The sequence below is a fragment of the Thiomicrorhabdus aquaedulcis genome (assembly GCF_004001325.1).
Lineage (GTDB): Bacteria > Pseudomonadota > Gammaproteobacteria > Thiomicrospirales > Thiomicrospiraceae > Thiomicrorhabdus > Thiomicrorhabdus aquaedulcis.
Genome location: NZ_AP018722.1, coordinates 314527 through 335447, shown reverse-complemented (window position 1 = coordinate 335447; position 20921 = coordinate 314527). Strand labels below are relative to the sequence as shown.

Annotated in this window: 18 protein-coding genes; 3 read left to right on the top strand and 15 right to left on the bottom strand. The window is 46.4% G+C overall.

Annotated elements, in window-relative coordinates; translation table 11 throughout:
* Positions 1-125: 125 nt before the first annotated feature.
* From trpC to rpe, 7 genes are all read right to left on the bottom strand, one after another.
* Positions 126-923: an indole-3-glycerol phosphate synthase TrpC gene (trpC, locus tag EP181_RS01375; RefSeq protein WP_127470070.1), complete on the bottom strand. Its 798-nt coding sequence runs from the start codon at positions 921-923 to the stop codon at positions 126-128.
* 148 nt (positions 924-1071) lie between these two features.
* Positions 1072-2100, bottom strand: coding sequence for an anthranilate phosphoribosyltransferase (gene trpD, locus EP181_RS01370; RefSeq protein ID WP_127470069.1), 1029 nt, complete (start codon positions 2098-2100; stop codon positions 1072-1074).
* On the bottom strand, positions 2097-2708 hold the full coding sequence (locus EP181_RS01365; protein WP_127470068.1) for an anthranilate synthase component II: 612 nt from the start codon (positions 2706-2708) through the stop codon (positions 2097-2099). The genes trpD and EP181_RS01365 overlap by 4 nt, the downstream gene beginning before the upstream one ends.
* 44 nt (positions 2709-2752) lie before the next feature.
* Positions 2753-4282 carry an anthranilate synthase component I gene (trpE, locus tag EP181_RS01360; protein WP_127470067.1) on the bottom strand — a complete coding sequence of 510 codons (1530 nt, stop codon included), beginning with the start codon at positions 4280-4282 and terminating at the stop codon, positions 2753-2755.
* Positions 4275-4421: a hypothetical protein gene (locus EP181_RS11855; protein WP_172959658.1), complete on the bottom strand. Its 147-nt coding sequence runs from the start codon at positions 4419-4421 to the stop codon at positions 4275-4277. The genes trpE and EP181_RS11855 overlap by 8 nt, the downstream gene beginning before the upstream one ends.
* 140 nt (positions 4422-4561) lie before the next feature.
* A complete protein-coding gene (locus tag EP181_RS01355) occupies positions 4562-5242 on the bottom strand; it encodes a phosphoglycolate phosphatase (RefSeq protein WP_127470066.1) in 681 nt (226 codons plus the stop codon).
* A gap of 128 nt (positions 5243-5370) precedes the next feature.
* Entirely contained in the window at positions 5371-6075 is a 705-nt protein-coding gene (rpe, locus tag EP181_RS01350) for a ribulose-phosphate 3-epimerase (RefSeq protein WP_127470065.1), read from the bottom strand.
* Between the two features lie 161 nt (positions 6076-6236).
* Between rpe and EP181_RS01345 the strand changes: the two genes are divergently transcribed.
* The 3 genes from EP181_RS01345 to bioD are packed head-to-tail and all read left to right on the top strand — an operon-like array spanning position 6237 to position 8413.
* Positions 6237-6719 (top strand): phosphate-starvation-inducible protein PsiE, encoded by a 483-nt coding sequence (locus tag EP181_RS01345; protein WP_127470064.1) that lies wholly within the window; start codon positions 6237-6239, stop codon positions 6717-6719.
* 56 nt (positions 6720-6775) lie between these two features.
* Positions 6776-7666 (top strand): phosphoribosylaminoimidazolesuccinocarboxamide synthase, encoded by an 891-nt coding sequence (locus EP181_RS01340; protein WP_127470063.1) that lies wholly within the window; start codon positions 6776-6778, stop codon positions 7664-7666.
* 9 nt (positions 7667-7675) lie between these two features.
* On the top strand, positions 7676-8413 hold the full coding sequence (gene bioD / locus EP181_RS01335; protein ID WP_127470062.1) for a dethiobiotin synthase: 738 nt from the start codon (positions 7676-7678) through the stop codon (positions 8411-8413).
* 21 nt (positions 8414-8434) lie between these two features.
* Here the strand turns inward: bioD and EP181_RS01330 are convergent, their stop codons facing one another.
* The 8 genes from EP181_RS01330 to EP181_RS01295 all read right to left on the bottom strand — a co-directional run bounded on the left by EP181_RS01330 (position 8435) and on the right by EP181_RS01295 (position 20809).
* A complete protein-coding gene (locus EP181_RS01330) occupies positions 8435-8656 on the bottom strand; it encodes a hypothetical protein (protein WP_127470061.1) in 222 nt (73 codons plus the stop codon).
* 126 nt (positions 8657-8782) lie between these two features.
* Positions 8783-9847 carry a class II fructose-bisphosphate aldolase gene (gene fba, locus EP181_RS01325; protein ID WP_127470060.1) on the bottom strand — a complete coding sequence of 355 codons (1065 nt, stop codon included), beginning with the start codon at positions 9845-9847 and terminating at the stop codon, positions 8783-8785.
* 88 nt (positions 9848-9935) lie between these two features.
* Entirely contained in the window at positions 9936-11378 is a 1443-nt protein-coding gene (gene pyk / locus EP181_RS01320; protein ID WP_127470059.1) for a pyruvate kinase, read from the bottom strand.
* A 248-nt stretch (positions 11379-11626) separates the two neighbouring features.
* Positions 11627-12814 (bottom strand): phosphoglycerate kinase, encoded by a 1188-nt coding sequence (locus EP181_RS01315; RefSeq protein WP_127470058.1) that lies wholly within the window; start codon positions 12812-12814, stop codon positions 11627-11629.
* A 214-nt stretch (positions 12815-13028) separates the two neighbouring features.
* On the bottom strand, positions 13029-14027 hold the full coding sequence (gene gap, locus EP181_RS01310) for a type I glyceraldehyde-3-phosphate dehydrogenase (protein WP_127470057.1): 999 nt from the start codon (positions 14025-14027) through the stop codon (positions 13029-13031).
* A 129-nt stretch (positions 14028-14156) separates the two neighbouring features.
* Positions 14157-16145 carry a transketolase gene (tkt, locus tag EP181_RS01305; RefSeq protein WP_127470056.1) on the bottom strand — a complete coding sequence of 663 codons (1989 nt, stop codon included), beginning with the start codon at positions 16143-16145 and terminating at the stop codon, positions 14157-14159.
* A 246-nt stretch (positions 16146-16391) separates the two neighbouring features.
* Complete coding sequence (locus EP181_RS01300) at positions 16392-19565, bottom strand: efflux RND transporter permease subunit (protein WP_127470055.1); 3174 nt, start codon at positions 19563-19565, stop codon at positions 16392-16394.
* A complete protein-coding gene (locus EP181_RS01295; RefSeq protein WP_127470054.1) occupies positions 19562-20809 on the bottom strand; it encodes an efflux RND transporter periplasmic adaptor subunit in 1248 nt (415 codons plus the stop codon). The genes EP181_RS01300 and EP181_RS01295 overlap by 4 nt, the downstream gene beginning before the upstream one ends.
* Positions 20810-20921 lie beyond the last annotated feature (112 nt).

Genomic DNA, 20921 nt, shown 5'->3' with positions numbered 1-20921 from the left:
AACGTGAGGTTTTAACCATTTTTTCAAGAGGGAAAAAAAGGAGAGCGTATTATTCACTTTTTGGGTGGCATTGCAAGTTTATTTTTTTAGATTGTGTCTAAAACCGACAACGCCAAGTGACTGATTTAACTAAAAAGTTCAGCAAGTTTTTCACCCGGATTTTCAGCCCGCATAAAGGTTTCGCCCACTAAAAAACTATTGACGTGATGCGCGCGCATTTTTTGCACATCCGCTGGAGTTAAAATGCCGCTTTCGGTAATGACAATTCGGTCATCCGGAATTTTATCCAACATACGCAACGTGGTGTCCAGTGACACCTCAAAGTTGTGCAAATCGCGGTTATTGATGCCAATCATTGGCAAGGGCAGACGCAAAGCGCGCTCTAATTCATCTTCGTTATGCACTTCAATCAGCACATCCATACCCAGCTGCAACGCCACTTGGGTGAGCTCGTACATTTGTGCGTCGCCAATGGCGGCGGCTATTAATAAAATGCAGTCGGCACCAATGGCGCGGGCTTCGTACACTTGGTAATCGTCCACAATAAAGTCTTTACGAATAATAGGTAAATCAACTGCGGCGCGCACACTTTGCAAATAGGCGTTAGAGCCTTGAAAAAAATCGACGTCGGTCAGCACCGACAAACACGCCGCGCCGTGCTGAGCGTAGCTTTTGGCAATTTCAACCGGATCAAACGGCTCACGCAACACACCTTTACTGGGCGAAGCTTTTTTAATTTCGGCAATCACCGCTGATTGACCCGCAGCTAACTTGGCTTGCATGGCCGCCACAAAGTCACGCGCGGGTGGCGCCAGCATGGCGCGTTGCTTCATTTCACGTAACGGAATGGCTTCACAGCCTTGTTGAATCTCTTCCAATTTGCGAAAGATAATTTTTTTTAAAATAGTGGGCGTTGCACTCATGCCGTTTTCCTTAACGCTATATTGTTTAACGTTATTAGTGTTTAACGTTTTAAAATGAATTGACCAGGCCTGGTAGGTTTAAATGTTTAAAATTTTAAACTAACCAGGCCTGGTTAAAAGAGGGTTTGCAATAGCAAGTCGGCTTACATTACACCGCTTTAAACGTTTGCGTTTGTTCTATAAATTGATTGAGTTTTTGTAACACCAAGCCGTCGGCCAAGACTTTTCGTGCGCGCGCCACGCCTTGCGCGTAGCTGGGTTCTAGTCCGGCTACATAAATGGCAGCACCCGCGTTTAAACACACAATGTCTTTGGCTGCACCGTCGTTATTGGCAAACACCGCTTTAATAATATTTAAGCTGTCCTGCGCCGAACTCACCGACAAACTGTCTAAACTGGCGTGATCCATGTCGTAGTCGGCCGGATCAATTTGCCATTCGTGAATTTGACCGTGTTTTAATTCAGCCACCCAGGTTTTAGCGGCAACGCTGATTTCGTCCAAGCCGTCTTGCGAATGCACCACCATCACATGCGCCGAACCCAAGCGTTGCAGCACCGTCGCAAACACCGTCGTGAGCGACTTGTCGTATACACCAATCACCTGAAACGGCGCGTTAGCCGGATTGGTCAGCGGCCCTAATAAATTAAAAATGGTGCGCACACCCAGCGCTTTTCGCGTGCCAATAACGTGCTTCATCGCGCCATGATGCGCGGGGGCAAACATAAATCCCACCCCAACCGAATCAATGCAATGCGCCACTTGCTCGGGCGTCAAACTTAAATCAACTCCGGCGGCCTCTAACACATCGGCGCTGCCCGATTTACTCGAAATAGAACGGTTGCCGTGCTTGGCGACCGTGCCACCCGCGGCGGCCACAACAAAAGCACTGGCGGTCGAAATGTTAAAGGTATTGGCGCCATCCCCCCCAGTACCGCAGGTGTCCACCAAATGCGCGGTTTGCTTTACATGCACGCCATGCGCCAAAGAACGCATGACTTTTACGGCCGCCGTGAGCTCATCCAAGCTTTCGCCTTTCATGCGTAACGCCACTAAAATAGCCGCAATTTGCGCTTCGCTGGCTTGTCCCGACATTAATTTTTGCATGACCGATTCCATCTGGTCGGCGTGCAAATCGTCTTTGGCCAAGATTTGCTCTAGGGCAACGGTTAAGTTCATACCTGCTCCAAAACGTGGGGTTGCGATTGATGTTGTTCTAAAAAGTTTTGCAACATTTTGTGACCTTGTTCGGTCAAAATCGACTCAGGATGAAACTGCACCCCTTCAATGGCGAGGGTTTTATGGCGCACCCCCATAATCTCATCGAGCTGACCGTTGGCATCTTGCGTCCACGCGGTGATTTCTAAACACTCGGGCAATGAGGCCTGTTCAATCACCAACGAATGGTAACGCGTGGTTTCTACCGGATTGGGCAAGTCTTTAAACATGCCGACATTGTGATGGTACACCGGCGAGGTTTTACCGTGCATAACCTGCTTGGCGCGCACAATTTTTGCACCAAACGCCTGACCAATGCCTTGATGACCTAAACACACGCCCATAATAGGAATTTTGCCAGCAAAATGCTGAATCGCCGCCACCGAAATCCCTGCTTCGCTGGGCGTACACGGCCCGGGGGAAATCACCAAATAGTCGGGATTAAGGGTCTGAATGGTTTCAAGGGTAATTTGATCGTTGCGATAGACCTCAACCTGCTGACCAAGCTCGCCAAAATACTGCACCAAATTAAAGGTAAAAGAGTCGTAATTATCAATCATTAACAGCATGTAAAAGCCTCAGCAAGCGTTACGCTTATGTGTGTTTGGGTTATTTATGTTTTATGTTTAGGTTGGTGTGTTTGAGTTGTAGCGTGTGGATTAGTGGTTTGCAAGCCTTCGGTCACAAACTGCGCCGCGCTAAAAATAGCACGCCCTTTGTTCATGGTTTCATCCCACTCCATTTGCGGCACCGAATCGGCCACGATGCCTGCTCCGGCTTGCACAAACAAGGTACCGTCTTTAATCACCGCGGTGCGAATCGCAATGGCGGTATCCATATTGCCATGCCAACCCAAATAGCCAACCGCTCCGGCATAAATTCCGCGCTTAACCGGCTCAAGTTCATCAATAATTTCCATGGCTCTAATTTTGGGCGCACCCGACACTGTACCGGCCGGAAACGTCGCCCGCAACACATCCATGGCGCTCATGCCCGGCTTAACCACGCCGTTGACGTTAGAGACAATGTGCATGACGTGCGAATACCGCTCGACCACCATTTTTTCCGTTAACGCCACCGAGCCAATTTGGGCGATGCGCCCCACGTCATTGCGCCCCAAATCAATCAACATTAAATGCTCTGCGACTTCTTTAGGATCGTTGAGCAATTCGTGCTCTAACGCCACATCCAACTCAACGGTAGCCCCGCGACGGCGCGTGCCGGCAATAGGGCGCACGGTGACTTGCTGATCTTCTAGACGCACCAAAATTTCGGGCGATGAACCGACAATAAACAACTCATTCAGGTTTAAATAAAACATATAAGGCGACGGGTTTAAATAACGCAAAGCGCGGTATAAATCCATGGGGCTTTCGCTGTACGCCACCGACATTTGCTGTGAAATAACCACTTGCATGGCGTCCCCAGCCAAAATGTATTGCTGAACCTTTTCAACCGCCGCTTTAAACTCCGACTCGCCAAAACTCGATTTAAAATCGGCTTCGGTTAGGGTGCGACCGCTGGGTTGGTCAGCAGGCACCGCCATAGGCAAGCTCAACTGTTTGGCCAGCTCATCCAAGCGAGTTTGCGCCAAGTCATAGGCGTTTGCTTGGCTTAAATCGGCGTGCACAATCACGTGCACCTGACCGCTTAGGTTATCAAACACCACCAACTCTTCGGACACCAACAGTTCAATATCGGGCGCGCCAATATTATCCTGTTGCGGTGCGGTGTTTTTTAAACGCGCTTCTACATAGCGAATGGTGTCGTAGCCAAAGTACCCCACTAAACCGCCGGTAAACTTGGGCAGGCCTGGTTGCGGATAGACTTTAAAAGTGGCCTGATAGGCTTCAACCCACGCCAATGGGTCATCGACCACTTGATGTTGCACCACCGACCCGCCTACAAACTCTTTAATATGCTGGCCGCAAATTTGAATACGGGTATGGCAAGGCAAACCAATAATAGAGTAACGGCCCCATTTATCGCCGCCTTGTACCGACTCAAACAGATACGAATACGCGCCATTGGCCAACTTATGGTAAACGCTCAAGGGCGTATCGTAATCGGACAGAACCGTGCGCATGACCGGAGCACGGCGATACCCTTGCTGGGCTAAATTGGCAAAATGTGCATTATTCATTGGGGTCTGCCTTGATAGTCTTGAGCGGCTTGGCCGCACGGTGTTCAAGTCGTTTAAACGCAATGGCACGGCTAATGCCGGCCACAGAACACACTATGGGTCTAAAAATTTCTAATAACAATGCTTTAATAAAACGCATGTGCAAAGGTCTCTGAGTAAAACAGTGTGATTATAAATTTCTAAGGTTTTTATTTAATAATGATTGCATTCAAAAACCAAAAACACAAACGACCAGGCCTGGTCGTTTATGCTTAACATGGTTCAACAACGCAGTTTAAATCAAGACTTAGCGTCTAAATAATCGGCCAATTCCACCATCGATTCCATAATGACATCTGGGTGGTAGTTGCGAATGTCTTCACCGTGGTTGTAGCCATAAGGCATACAAAAAATGTGAAACCCAGCGGCGCGTGCAGCCAACACGTCCGATTTAGAATCGCCCACCATTAAGGCGTTTTCGGGCGCAACACCCAACTGTTGTGCCGCATGCAACAACGGCATTGGGCTGGGTTTTTTCTCGGCACAAGTGTCACCACTGACAATCACTTCAAAGTAATCGTGCAAGCCTTTGTCTTTTAATAACGGAATGGTAAAGGCCTCGGCTTTATTGGTGACACATGCCACACGGTAATCGTTGGCAATAAGCCACTCAATGCCTTCCACTACTCCGTCGTACACACAACTGCGCTGTGACGTGTTGTGTTTATACAACTCTAAAAAAATAGGATAGGCTTTAGCCATTAAATCAGCATCGGGCATGCCTTCTACCGCATTAACAAGGGCGCGTTCTACTAAACGCTGCACTCCGTTGCCCACCCAATTACGCACCGCATCTTCGCCGCGCACTGGCATATCAAGTTGCGCCATCATCTCATCCACGCAATACGCCAAATCGGGTACGCTGTCGACAAGCGTGCCGTCTAAATCAAACAACACAAATCCCGGTTTTAACTTTTCCACTAAGGCTTCCTTTGCGTTTGAACCACTCAATCGTGAGCGTACTTTGCTGTTATGTGCTTTGTCATAAAATAACAAAACGCCAGCGCCCTATAAGCCGCCGGCGTTTTTAGAAAAAACAAGATCAGTGTTTACACTTTTGCAAGTTCAGCACGCATCTGTTTAATAATGGTGTCGTAACGGTTTGGATCGTTTGGATTAACATTACCAAACAAGCCAGAACCCGATACAAATGTGTCGCAACCGGCTGCGGCCACTTCTGCGATGTTGTCGGCTTTTACGCCACCGTCAATTTCCAAACGAATCTCACGACCAGACTCGTCAATCAATTTGCGTGCGGCACGCAATTTTTCAAGTGCTTGGGGAATAAATGCCTGGCCGCCAAACCCGGGATTAACCGACATAATCAAAATCATATCAATTTTATCCATCACGTGTTCAAGATAGCTTAACGACGTACCTGGGTTAAACACCAAACCGGCTTTACAGCCTGCGGCTTTAATTAACTGCAGTGAACGGTCAATGTGCTCTGACGCTTCGGGGTGAAAGGTAATAATGTCAGCACCGGCACTGGCAAAGTCACCAATTAAACGGTCGACAGGCTTAACCATTAAATGCACATCAATCGGCGCGCTTAATCCTTCACGAACCATAAACTTTTTTAACGACTCGCACACCAACGGCCCAATGGTTAAATTAGGCACATAGTGATTGTCCATAACGTCAAAGTGAACAATGTCCGCTCCAGCGGTTAACACATCTTTAACATCTTTACCCAATTGAGCGAAATCTGCTGATAAAATCGAAGGGGCAATCCAGTTTTGTTGCTTAGCCATGCTAATGTTCCTTATAGAAATTTTTGAAAAATTAATTCGTGCATTTTAACAGTATCCTATAAAATGGGCAAAAAATTGAATACGACAATAGCATCTAATTTGTTTTTTGTAGGTTATTACGCTCCACCACAAGCTTTAAGCTCAGTTTAGGGACTAAAATCATGGATGAAAATCAACCAATAGAACGTCGCCAAAGTGGTGGTGCCACTAATTATCAACAATATAGAAAAGTAGTTGTTAGACCAAAACGCGAAATTTATCTGTCTAAAGGTATTCATTACGCTGAGTACGTAGGATTGGTTATCATTGCTTTGGCAACCCTTTTTGCCGGTTACATTGAAGTCATGCACATGATTAACGCACGAATGGTAACCTTAGGTGATTTACTGCTATTATTTTTATACCTTGAAGTATTAGCGATGGTCGCTATCTATTTGGAATCCGGTAAACTACCAATACGCCTACCCCTTTACATTGCGATTGTGGCACTTGCCCGATTGTTAATTTTAGATATGAAAGAGATGAGTGAGTGGGAAATGATTGCGGTTGGTGGAACCATCACCTTAATTACGATTGCAACTCTCATACTTCGATATGGCCACATAAATTATCCATACAACAAAAGACGCCGAATAACAGACTAGTCTGCATACAGCTTTAACACTCTGAAAAACGAATTACGAGACACAGGAATATCTTAATGCAACCACTTTACGAATCGCATTTAACAAGCTTACCTTTAATTAATAAGGGTAAAGTTCGTGACATTTATGACATTGATGAGTCGCACCTATTAATTGTCACCACCGATCGCATCTCAGCGTTTGACGCCATTTTGCCAACACCCATTCCTGGCAAGGGAAGAATTTTGGCCGATACGGCACAATTTTGGATGAAAAAAACCCAAGACATCGTCCCCAATCAATTAGCGCCCGACATGAACTTGGCCGACTATTTAACCGCCGATGAACTTAAACAGTTGGACGGTCGCGGCATGATTGTGCGTAAACTCAAACCCTTACCGGTCGAGGCGATTGTTCGCGGTTATTTAGCTGGTTCGGGTTGGAAAGAGTACAAAAAATCGCAAAGTGTGTGCGGCATTCCACTGCCAGCCGGACTTGAAAAATCGCAAAAACTGCCTGAACCTTTGTTTACCCCTTCCACCAAAGCGGCCGTTGGCCAACACGATGAGAACATCAGCTTTGATGAGTTGGTGACCATTATGGGTCAAGAAAAATCAGACAAAGTGCGTGATATCAGCATAAAGCTATACACTGCAGCGGCTGAATTTGCTTTGCAACGCGGCATTATTATTGCCGACACCAAGTTTGAATTTGGCGAAGATGAAAACGGCGTGATTCATTTAATTGACGAAGCCCTTACGCCAGACAGCTCACGCTTTTGGCCCGCCGCCAGCTATAAAGTAGGTAAAAACCCACCGAGTTTTGACAAACAGTTTATTCGTGACTACTTAGAAACCTTAGATTGGGATAAAAACCCCGCCACCGGCCCGGCTTTACCCGAAGAGATTGTGCTTAAAACGCTTGAAAAATACCACGAAGCGCAAGCGCGCCTAACCGAAAACTTGTGATGTTATAGCGTGACAAATACGCCCACAGACAACAACCAGGCCTGGTTAAGTCAAACGCACTTAACCAGGCCTGGTTGTTTTATAACCGGCACCGACACCGACGTGGGCAAAACCTATATAAGTGCCTGCCTGGCCGCCACATTAGTGGCGCACGGCATTACGGTAGCGCCTCGCAAACCCATCGCCTCGGGTTGCGTTCGTCAACTTAACGGCGATTTGCTTTCAACCGATGCGCTCGCTCTACAATGCGCGGCCAAGAGTTTGGAACCTTTAGATGTCATAGGTCGTTATACTCTTGAACCCGCCATCTCGCCGCATTTAGCCCTTGCTCACGCGGGACTTAACATCACCATTAATGACTTATACCAGGCCTGTTCGGTTCCCAATAATCATTTTGCCTTGATAGAAGGTGCCGGTGGATTTTACTCGCCCATGGCGAGCGATGGTTTTAATAAAAATTTGGCGATGCGATTGGGTTACCCCATTATTTTAGTTGTTGGTAATCAGCTTGGGTGCATTAATCATACGTTACTGACCGTTGAAGCCATTGAAGCCAGTGGTTTATCCTTGCTGGCCATTGTTGTAAACCATTTGCAACCCGGTGATTTTTCGCAAGGCTTAGCGCAGTTCACCCATTACCCAATATTTTCCGTTGCCTTCAACCCCAGCCAAACGCCTGTTATGCTAAGCCCAAAACTTATAGAACTACTCAGTCATCAAGACAATTCAATGCAAACCAAGGTGTAGTTGTTTTTTTACTTAGAAAACTCATCCACGCGGCGGCATCCATACTTTTAAAGCCAGTAGAACCGTTAGCACGCCCAGCAAAAATACAAAGCCTAATATTGGCCACAATGTCCATAAAATCTCCCACCCATCCCCAGCGGGTGTCGCCAAACCATCTATTATTTCCACCAATTGATAACTCTCAACCTGGCCATAAAACGCATAAAACAAAATAAGCATTCCGGCTAATATAACTAAACACACAGGCTTCTCCTGACAAAAAAAATGCCCTAAAACTAAGTTTTGGGCATTTCTAAAAAAAATATTCAATGCCAACGTAATCAAAAAAGCCCGAATAAATCGGGCTTTTTTGGTCAGCATCAGCGGTTATTATCTAACCTTCTGATCCAATGCACCCGCAGCGTAACGCGCTTGCATAACTTCAATTCCTAAAGGCTTAATTTTTGAACCGTGGCCCGCACAACCAAACGCTTCAAAACGTGCTTTACAAATTTCCATCATCGCATTTTCAGCCGCGTTATAGAACTTACGTGGGTCAAAGTTAGACGTGTTTTCAGCTAAATGCTTACGAATTGCACCAGTAGACGCCATACGTAGGTCGGTATCTATGTTAACTTTACGTACACCGTATTTAATCCCTTCTACAATCGCTTCAACTGGAACGCCGTAAGTTTGCCCCATGTCACCACCGTAGTTGTTGATAATGTCTAACCACTCTTCTGGAACAGAAGAAGAACCGTGCATTACAAGGTGAGTCGTAGGAATACGCTCATGGATTTTTTTGATTTGGTCAATCTTAAGCACGTCATCCGAAGGCTTAGACGTAAACTTGTACGCGCCGTGAGACGTTCCAACCGCAACCGCTAAACAGTCAACATTGGTGTCTTTAACAAATTGTGCCGCTTCTTCTGGGTCAGTCAACAACGCAGAATGATCCATTTTTTGATCAGAACCGTGACCGTCTTCTTCACCCATCATACCGGTTTCTAAAGAACCCAAGCACCCAAGCTCACCTTCAACAGACACACCGCCTGCGTGGGCAATCTTAACCACTTCTGCAGTAATGCCTGCATTGTACTCATAAGACGCTGGAGTTTTCATGTCGGCCATCAAAGAACCGTCCATCATCACAGAGGTAAAACCAGATTGAATAGCGCGTAAACATACGCCTACATCCGAACCGTGATCTTGGTGCATAACCACTGGAACGTTAGGGTACATTTCAACTGCCGCAGCAATCATATGACGTAGCATGGGCTCACCCGCGTACTTACGCGCACCAGCAGAACCCTGAAGGATTACTGGAGAGTCAACAGCGGCAGCAGCGCGCATAATTGCACGAACCTGTTCCATGTTGTTTACGTTAAACGCAGGCATACCAAAACTGTGTTCTGCTGCGTAGTCCATTAATTCACGAAGTGTAATCATCGCCATGTGCGAGACTCCTCTATATTGAGTTTAAAAAAAGAATTACGTTATTTTAACAAGCTTTTAAAAAGCTTAATACATAAATTCCCGGAAGTTACAATACTTTTACAATTTCCATGCGATTTGTACCGCCCATAGCGCCGCGAGATTCACCGCGCGTAAGTACAATCAAATCACCCACTTCAGCAATGCCAAAAGCTTTGATTTTTTCAATGATAGACGCCTGAATCTGCGCGTCATCCAAGCCGGTGTAATCGACCGATGAAGGATAGACACCACGATACAACGTTACTTTACGACGCGTTGCCAAATGCGGTGTTAAGGCAATAATGGGCATGCCTGAACTAATACGTGACATTAACAAGGGTGTATTACCCGATTCGGTTAAGGCCGCGATGCATTTAACACCAAAATGGTTGGCTGCATACATGGTCGCCATCGCAATGGTTTCGTCCACAGCGGTAAACGATTCATCAATACGGTGAGTAGACTCGCGCGACGTGCGTGATTTTTCAGCTTCGCGACAAATACGCCCCATGGTTTCAATCACTAAACTGGGTGATTTGCCCGTAGCGGTTTCGCCAGACAACATCACCGCATCCGAACCGTCCATAACTGCGTTGGCCACGTCAAAGACTTCGGCACGCGTTGGGATAGCGTTGTCTATCATCGTTTCCATCATTTGGGTTGCGGTAATGGTGACGCGATTTAGCTGGCGCGCACGCTTAATCATTTTCTTTTGCAGGGCAGGCAATTGAGCATCGCCTACTTCAACACCCAAATCGCCACGTGCAATCATAATGACATCAGAGGCCAAAATAATTCCGTCTAATGTCGCGTCATCGGCAACGGCTTCTGCACGTTCAATTTTAGATACAATACTGCAATTTAAACCGGCTTTTACGGCCAGTGAGCGGCAATATTCTACGTCTTCTGCCGAACGCGGGAACGACAATGCCAAATAATCGGCGTTCATTTCAGCGGCGGTAATAATGTCTTCTTTGTCCTTATCGGTCAACGCTGCAGCAGACAAGCCACCACCTTGTAAGTTAATACCTTTATTGTTAGACAAAACACCACCGACAATTACGGTGCAGTTAACACGCTCACCGACAACGTCATTTACTTCAAACACCAAGCGACCATCGTCCAGTAATAGACGGTGGCCAGACTTCACGTCATAGGGTAGGTTTTTATAGGTTAGACCGACTTCGCGCTGGTTACCGTCGTTTTTTCCCACATTATTATCAAGTGAGAACTTATCACCGTCGGCTAAAATAATCTTATTTTCTGAGAAGCGACCAATGCGAATTTTAGGCCCCTGAAGATCGACTAATACACCGACTTGACGATCCAGTTTTTCGGCTAGTTCGCGTACATTTTGTACGCGTAATTTATGCTCTTCTGGACTGCCGTGCGACATATTGATTCGCACGACATCAACACCCGCGATAATCATTTTTTCCATTTCGCCTTCGCGATCGGTAGCCGGCCCTAGAGTGGCGACAATCTTTGTTCTTCTTAAACCATTAAACATAACTGTATAAATCCTTAATAAATTAAGCTGTGCAAAATTCTAAAAAAGATGTCTCGCAAAATAAATTTATCCAATCCAGACAGCCAAATCCGTTGGCTGTGGTATCAAACAATTTACTTACCGAGTCATCCTCATTCAGAACGCCGTTCAATAACATTGAACATAAAATAATGTACAGACTTTAAATGACATTAAAATGAAACCAGGCCTGGTCATTTAACCAGGCCTGGTCAAATCGTTTTTAAATCTTACTTAGCTTTTTTAGCGGCTTCTTCTAGCATTTCAACTGCTGGCAATTTTTTGCCTTCTAAAAACTCTAAGAACGCTCCACCACCAGTAGAAATGTAAGACACTTTATCTTCAATGCCGTACTTATCAATAGCGGCCAAGGTGTCGCCACCCCCCGCAATAGAGAATGCATTAGATTCTGCAATCGCCATAGCAATGGCTTTTGTACCACCACCAAACTGATCAAACTCAAATACACCTACTGGACCATTCCATACAACAGTACCGGCGTTTTTAATAATTTTTGCTAATTCAGCCGCTGTATTAGGGCCAATGTCAAAAATCATATCGTCATTAAGAACTTCTGATACATTTTTAGTTTGTGCAACCGCTGTTTCAGAAAACTCTTTGCCGCATACAACATCCGTGGCTAAAGGAATTGCGGCTCCGCGTTTTTCCATAATCTCGTTTAACTTTTTGCACGTATCCAACAAATCCGATTCAGACAAAGAACGACCTACGTTGTAACCGGCCGCTTCGATAAACGTGTTGGCAATACCGCCGCCCACAACCAACTGATCTACTTTTTCAGACAACGACTCTAGTACAGTTAGCTTAGTGGAGACTTTAGAACCACCCACAATAGCAACCAAAGGACGGGCTGGGTTGTTTAAGGCTTTGCCTAATGCATCCAACTCGGCCGCTAATAAAGGTCCAGCGCACGCCGCGTCAGCAAATGCACCTGCACCATGCGTTGACGCTTGTGCGCGGTGTGCCGTGCCAAATGCATCCATAACATATACGTCACACAATGCCGCGTATTGTTTTGAAAGTTCTTCTGTGTTTTTACCTTCACCCACGTTAAAACGTACGTTTTCTAGTAACACCACTTCACCGTCAGCTACATCAAAACCACCGCTTAAATAATCTTTAATTAAACGGACTTCTTTGCCTAATTTGACCGATAAATCTGCCGCTACCGGTGCTAATGAAGACTCGTCTGAATATTCACCTTCGTTTGGACGTCCCAAATGAGACATTAGCATAACCTTAGCGCCAGCCTCTGCCGCCATTTTAATGGTCGGCAATGAAGCGCGAATACGTGCATCTGAAGTTACTTTACCGTCTTTAACTGGTACGTTTAGGTCTTGACGAATTAATACACGTTTTCCAGCCAAATCTAGATCAGACATCTTAATAACAGACATAGTGAGTCCTCTTTTTAGGTTAAAAGTTAGTTTCGAAATCGAAAATAACGGGGGATTTAAGGCTAATTTAAAGCAAATAAATTTTGGTTTAAAGGTTCATTTTTTGCATTACACATTTAAAAGAGCGTGACAAACGTCTAAACCAAAAATTATTTCAAAGACTGCTTACACAGTCTTTGAAAACAGGGTGTTTTAACTATTTAATAGCTAAAAATTATTTACCCACGTGCTCTACAACACGCATCATATTACAGGTATAACCGTATTCATTGTCATACCAAGCGACTACTTTAACAAACGTAGAATCTAATGCGATACCTGCGTTAGCGTCAAAAATTGACGGACGTGAATCACCACGGAAATCGGTAGAAACGTTGGCTTCATCGGTATAACCCAACACGCCTTTCATTTCGCCTTCAGAAGCCGCTTTCATCGCCGCACAAATTTCAGCGTAGGTAGCAGGGGTATTCAACTCAACCGTTAAATCGACTACAGAAACGTCAGAAGTAGGTACACGGAACGCCATACCCGTTAATTTGCCGTTAAGTGCAGGCAATACAACGCCAACGGCTTTGGCAGCACCGGTTGATGATGGGATGATATTTTCTAAAATACCACGACCACCGCGCCAATCTTTTGAAGATGGACCGTCAACGGTTTTTTGGGTAGCGGTTGCTGCGTGAACAGTGGTCATCAAACCACGCTTAATACCAAAATTGTCGTTTAACACTTTAGCCACAGGTGCCAAACCGTTAGTGGTGCAAGAAGCGGCTGAAACAATCGCCTCACCTTTGTATTCGTTGTGGTTAACACCGTATACAAACATTGGAGTATGGTCTTTAGAAGGTGCAGATTGCACTACTTTTTTAGCACCCGCTTCAATGTGCGCCTGGCAAGACTCTTCAGTTAAGAAGAAACCAGTACATTCAATGATTAAGTCTGCGCCCACATCGCCCCACTTTAGGTCTGCTGGGTTGCGCTCGGCGGTAATACGAATGGTCTTACCGTTAACAATTAGGTTACCGTCTTTTACCGACACTTCACCGTCAAAACGTCCGTGAACTGAATCGTACTTAAGCATGTATGCCAAATATTCTGGATCTAGTAAATCGTTAATGGCGACGATTTCGATGTTTTTAAAATCTTTTGCCGCCGCGCGGAACGCCATACGACCGATACGACCAAAACCGTTGATACCTACTTTAATTGTCATTTTTAACTCCTGATTAACGGTTTGCCTTTTTAAAGACAAACACTAACCAGGCCTGCTGGTTTACCAGGCCTGGTTAATTTATAAAAACCAATAAAATAATCTATTAATTCATTTTACGAATTTATACGATTACTTGCCTAAAACACGGTTAGCGGTTGCCACCACGTTTTCAACAGTAAAGCCAAACTCTTTAAACAGTTCGCCTGCGGGAGCCGATTCACCAAAGGTAGACATGCACACAGTGCCACCTTCTAAACCAACGTACTTGTACCAGCAATCGGCCACACCGGCTTCAATCGCCACGCGCTTAACGCCAGGAATAAGTACCGAATCTTTATACGCTTGATCTTGCGTATCATACGCTTCAGGGCAAGGCATCGACACGACGCGAACGTTTGCATCCATTGCGTCCGCCGCTAGTACGGTTAAACCAATTTCAGAACCGGTAGAAATAAAGATAATGTCAGGCGTGCCAGCACAATCTTTTAATACATAACCACCTTTTTCGATGTTTTTAACTTGTTCAGCCGTACGCGCCATAGGCGTTAGGTTTTGACGCGAAAACACCAATGCAGTGGGCGCATTGCCGCGTAGCATCGCCATTTTCCAAGAAACTGCCGACTCAATAGCGTCACAACCACGCCAAGTTTGGAAGTTTGGAATCACGCGCATGGTGGCCAATTGTTCAACCGGCTGATGCGTAGGACCGTCTTCACCCAAACCAATAGAGTCGTGAGTGTACACATAAATTGTGCCGATTTTCATCAACGCAGACATACGCAACGCGTTACGCATAAACTCCATAAACATAAAGAAGGTGGCGCCGTAGACTTTAAAACCACCGTGCAACACCATACCGTTCATCATGTGTGCCATACCAAATTCACGCACACCCCACGACAGGTAGTTACCGTTGGCGTTATCGTGATTTACTTTAACCGTTCCAGACCAGTTGGTTAGGTTAGAACCGGTTAAGTCAGCCGAGCCACCAAACATTTCAGGCAACAATGGCCCCATTGCTTCAATGGCGTTTTGTGACGCTTTACGCGAAGCGATGTTTGGCATTTGCTCTTGCGTATGAGAAATAAACTTATCCATTTCTACTGCAAAGTTAGCAGGCAACTCACCGGCCATACGACGTTTAAATTCAGATGCTAATTCTGGGTATTCGGCTTCATACGCTGCAAAACGAGTGTTCCACTCAGCTTCTTCGCTCGCACCAGCGGCTTTATGATCCCAACCTGCGTAAATGTTTTCAGGAATCACAAACGGCGCATGCGGCCAGTTTAAAAATTCACGTGCTGCGGCGATTTCTTTGTCACCTAACGGTGCGCCATGGCAATCGTGTGAACCGCATAGGTTTGGCGAACCAAAACCGATGATGGTACGGGTACAAATTAACGAAGGCTTATCGGTTACCGCTTTGGCTTCCAAAATGGCTTTATTAATCGCTTCGGCATCGTGACCGTCTACATTACGCACTACGTGCCAATTGTAAGAATCAAAACGACCAGCTACATCACGCTCCATCCAATCACCAATGTGACCGTCGATAGAGATATCGTTGTCATCCCAAAATGCAATTAATTTGCCCAAGCCCAACGCACCGGCCATAGCACCCGCTTCGTGAGAAAGACCTTCCATTAAGCAACCATCGCCCATAAAGACGTAGGTATTGTGATCAACAACGTTATGCTCAGGACGGTTAAAGTGTGCGGCCAGCGTGCGCTCAGCAATCGCCATACCCACAGCATTGGTAAAACCTTGCCCTAAAGGACCCGTAGTGGTTTCAATTCCATCGGCATACCCGTATTCTGGGTGACCGGCTGTCTTAGCGTGTAATTGACGGAACTGCTTAAGATCTTCCATGCCCAACTCAAAGCCGGTTAGGTGCAATAGTGAGTAAATCAACATTGAACCGTGTCCATTAGACAACACAAAACGGTCGCGATCGGCCCATTTTGCATTGGTTGGATTGTACTTCATGTGGCTGTTCCACAAAACTTCAGCGATGTCTGCCATGCCCATAGGCGCGCCTGGATGTCCTGAGTTTGCTTTTTGTACAGCATCCATACTTAAGGCACGGATAGCGTTTGCTAGTTCTCTACGAGTTGTCATACAACTTCCTCAATTTTTATAAAAAATTCGGTTTTTACGATGCTTATTGCGCTTAAACAAACCGTTTTACGGGTTAAATTTTACACACAAACCCGCACCATAATATAATTTGGGACGATTATTCTCTCTTAAAACCATCAAATCATCAAGTTTTCTTATTTATCGCAAACACTCTATTTGCGCGGCTATCGGGCAAAATCAGTAAAAATTATAAAAAAATCAATCACCTAAGTTTTACGCATACCCTTATAAAACAACTGGACTTTGTACTGAACTGGGCGGTTTTTTAAAATAGCGCTCAAACCCTCGTTCATACACCGATAACAACGCGGGAATAACCAACAAAATCAATAAAGTAGAAAACATCAAGCCAAACGCAATCGCCGTGGCCATCGGAATTAAAAACTGCGCCTGCAGCGATGTTTCAAACAACAAAGGCGTTAAACCAGCAATCGTGGTAAGCGACGTGAGCAAAACCGCCCTAACTCGCTGAACAGCGGCCTCTTCTAACGCTTGGTTAACCGACAAGCCCGAAGCGCGTAACTGCTTATAAAAACTGACTAAAATAATGGAATCATTGACCACAATGCCCGACAGACCAAAAAAGCCAAACAAGGACAAAATCGTCATATCCAATCCCATCCACCAATGACCCAAAATAGCGCCTACAAGTCCAAAGGGAATGGCCATCATCACCACCAGCGGCCAGCCGTACGAGCCAAACACCCACGCCAACACAATGTAAATCATCGCTAAACCAATCATTAAGCCCATTTTCATGTCGGCCATGGTTTCGGCCTGGCGTTTATTTTGCCCCTCTAAACTGTATTGCAAGCCATAACGTTGTGCCAGGTCAGGCAAGGTAGAGCGTTTTAGCTCGTCTAATATTAAGTTGGCGTTATTAACATTTTTATCCACCTCACCAATCACCGTTACCGCCAACTGGCCATCCACATGACGCATGACATCAAAACCACTTTTACTCGACCAACTGGCCACCGAACTCAACGCGACTCTTCGACCATCAGGGGCGGTGACTTGCATGGCGTTTAACGTACCCAATGTATTTTGCTCGGCGCGTGAATATTGCACGCGCACTTCAACTTCGTCCTCGGCGTCGGTAAAAATTTGCACCAAACGCCCCGAAAATGCATCAGATAATTGGCGACCTAACGACAACGTGGTAAAGCCCATAGCATGACCCTGGCTGGTTAACTCATACACCAACTGCTCACGACCAAACGGCAAGTCATCGCGCACACTGCTCACACCGGCAATTTGGGTTAACACCCCTTGCAAATCTAACGAGGCCTGTTTTAGTTTCATCGGTTCGGCGCCCGACAACCGCACATCAATGTCACTGCCCGGTGGACCGGAGCGCGGTGCTTCAATGGTTAACACGTCCAAGCCTGGCATATTTCCGGCTTTTTCTTGCCATACTTTTATAAATTCGGCGTTGCGCGTGGCGCGTTGATCGGGTTCGACCAATTCAATGTTAATACCCCCAAAATTAGCACCCGTTTGTGTACTGGTTTTATTAAAGTGCAACACCGCGACTTTTAAAATCCCCGGTTCCAAAGCCTGCTCGGTGTCTAAAAGTGCTTGATACAATTGTTCAACATACTGCGCCGACTGTTCGGACGTAGTACCCGACACAAACCGTGCATCGGCGTTTAACTTAGCCGAATCGGGCGACGGAAAAAACACAAACCCCAATCGACCACCGGCCAGCAGACCTATCACAAAAATCATTAACGCCAAGGTGGTCATTAACGTAATGGCGCGATTGTTTAGCACCCAGCGTATGACCTGTCTAAATTGATGATGTCTAAAATGGTCAATATTAGAATCAAGCAGATAACGAATAGAGCCGGGTTTGGCTTTTTCTACCCCAGCTAAGGCATAGCGTAAATGCCCGGGCAAAATGGTAAAACTTTCGATTAACGAGGCAAAAATTACTGCAATAATCACCAATGGAATGGCAAATAAAATATTACCAATCTCACCGCCAATCAGCATCAGCGGCAAAAATGCCGCTACCGTGGTTAGCGATGATGCTGTTACTGGCCCTAACATTCGATGCGCTCCGCCTTCTGCGGCCTGTAAGTGTGACTCACCGCGTTCGTGGTGGGCTAAAGCGTCTTCGCCCACCACAATGGCATCGTCCACAATAATACCCAACGCCATAATCAGCCCAAACAAACTAATCATGTTTATGCTGCCACCGGCCAAATAAATAATCATTAAAGTGGCCATAAACGACACCGGAATGCCCACCGCCACCCAAAAAGCCACTCGGCCGTGCATAAAAATATACAAAATGAGCACCACCAAAATCAGCCCACCCACGCCGTTATTAACCAACAGCATAATGCGCTCGTTTACCAACGCCCAGGTTTCATCGTACACCTGCAAACGGGTGCCTTGGGGTAAATTAGGTTGGGTGTCCAGCAGCCATTCATTCATAATTTTAGAGGCTTTTAAGGTGTCGCCGTTTTCGGCTCGTTGCAGCAACATCTCCACCGCCGCATGTCCACCCACCCTTATAAACGGCGCATCTTTTACCGGACGGCGTTCAATATTGGCCACATCGCCCAACAACACCTTTTCGGCGTCGTTGGCCACCAACGAAAGTTGATTAAAATCGACCTCGGTGCGCTTTTGCTCCAGCGCACGCAAATCACGCACACTGTCGTCACGCCCCACCGAACCGGCGGGAAAGTCTCGGCTCATATTGGCAATTTGACTGGCCACACCTTCGAGCGACAGCTGACTAATTTCTAACTGCGATTGCGACAGCTCAATGGCCAACTCTTCGGCCGGCAAACCGGTAAAAGCAATTTTATCAATCCCACGATCCAACAACTCACGCTCAAACTGCCGAGCCTGGGTGCGTAATTCGTTTAAATCGCCCTTCTCAGACACCACCAAAATGCGTGCTACCGGCTCATAGCGCACCAAACGTTCTACCACAGGCTGTTCAATATCTTGCGGCAAATTTCGCAGCTCGCTTACCCGTTGATTGACCTGATCGAGCGCCTCAATCATGTCGGTGCCTTCGTTAAATTTAAGCGAAATAGACGACAACCCCAGCGCCGAGGTAGAGGTAATCTCATCCAAATTATTGATATTGCGTAAAACCCGCTCAATCGGCTCGGTCACACTGGTTTCGATGTCTTCGGCATTGGCACCCGGCCAAACCACTTTAACCGTGGCGTAATCGAGTTCAAAATTAGGAAAAAACTGCACATTCAATTTAAACAACGCCACCACACCCAACAGCAACATAATCACCATCAGCAAATTGGGCGCGACTTTATGACGGGCAAAAAACCCAATTACGCCGTTTGATTTAAACGGCTTTTCGGGAATAATAATGTCCGCATCGCCTGGCGTTAACGAGCGCTCAGCGTCTTTCATAACACCACCTCGGTTACTTTAAGCCCCGACACCGCATTGGGTAAGTGGGTAATGCAGACCTTTGAGCCAGCCGCAAAACTTGGCTTAATCAACGCCCACAACTTACCGTCACGCACAACAGAGCCCATCATTTCGACGGTTTTAGACACCAAACGTTCGTTTTCAACCACATAGACTTTATCACTGCCGTAAATGGCGCTAAACGGCACGCTCATCACGTTATGCATCAGCACGCCTTGCAAACCAATCTCAAGCAAATCACCAGGCCTGGTCTGTTGCATGCCTGGCGCAAGCGCAAAAAACGCGTCTACGCCACTGGTGCTGGCCTCACCCGCCACGCGGCTTAAAGACAGTTCGATGCGCTCTTCACCTTGCAGATAATGCGCCTTTAAGAATTGGTTTTTCGCTTGCGCTTGGTAATAGTGCGCCAACATGTCTAGGGGCAATTTGGCGCGTAACTCTAAACTGTCAAAGGCGTAAAACCGCACCAGTTCGGCACCGGCATTTACCCGCGAACCCGCGACCGCCGCAACACTGGCAACACGCGCCGCATAAGGGGCTACTACCGTGCCGCGCTGCTGATTTAAACGCGCTTGCGCTAAAGCCGCTTGCGATTTTTGTAATTTAGCACCCAGTTGATTTACCTTTAATTGATTCTCTTCTACCGCCAACTGCGCGCCCACCACTGCGTACTCTTGCTTGACTAACGCCTCTTGATTGGTGTCTAAGGCTGAACGCGACACCAAGTCTTTGGCCAGCAATTGCTGAGTCCTCGCCACGCTCTGCTGCTTAATTTTTAACACATTTTTCTCGTGCGTTAAGCGCTGCACGTTGGCTGTGTCGGCCAATTTTTGCAGTTTAATTTGCGCGTTTAACTCGGCCACATCGGCTTGAGCTTGTTGTACTGGAATGCTTAAATCGGCGCTGGCCATCGACACCAACACATCGCCGGCGTTTACCTCTTGGCCGGTTTTAACATGCACCTGCTCAACCACACCACTAATGGGCGCGGCCGCACTTACCATCGACGCCGATTCAACCGTACCGTATAACGTATGCACCGGTGCGGCGCTTTCAAATTGCGCGCTTAGGGTATGAACTTGCCAGGTTTTTTCTTGCATGGCCACCGGCGCTTGCTTGGGCTTAGTGGCTTTCATATAAGCGTAGGCGGCCATGGCCGTACCTAAAATAAGTAAGGGGATAAGGCTCTTTTTAAACAAGCGTGATAGTTTTTGAATTTGCATGCGTTTTCCCAATTGAGTCTTTAGCCAGCGTTAGTTGGCTTGAGTCGCCTTGATTCGGCTTTAACCAGCTTTTGCCAAGGCATTTTAGAACCACTCATTCTAATGAAAACCT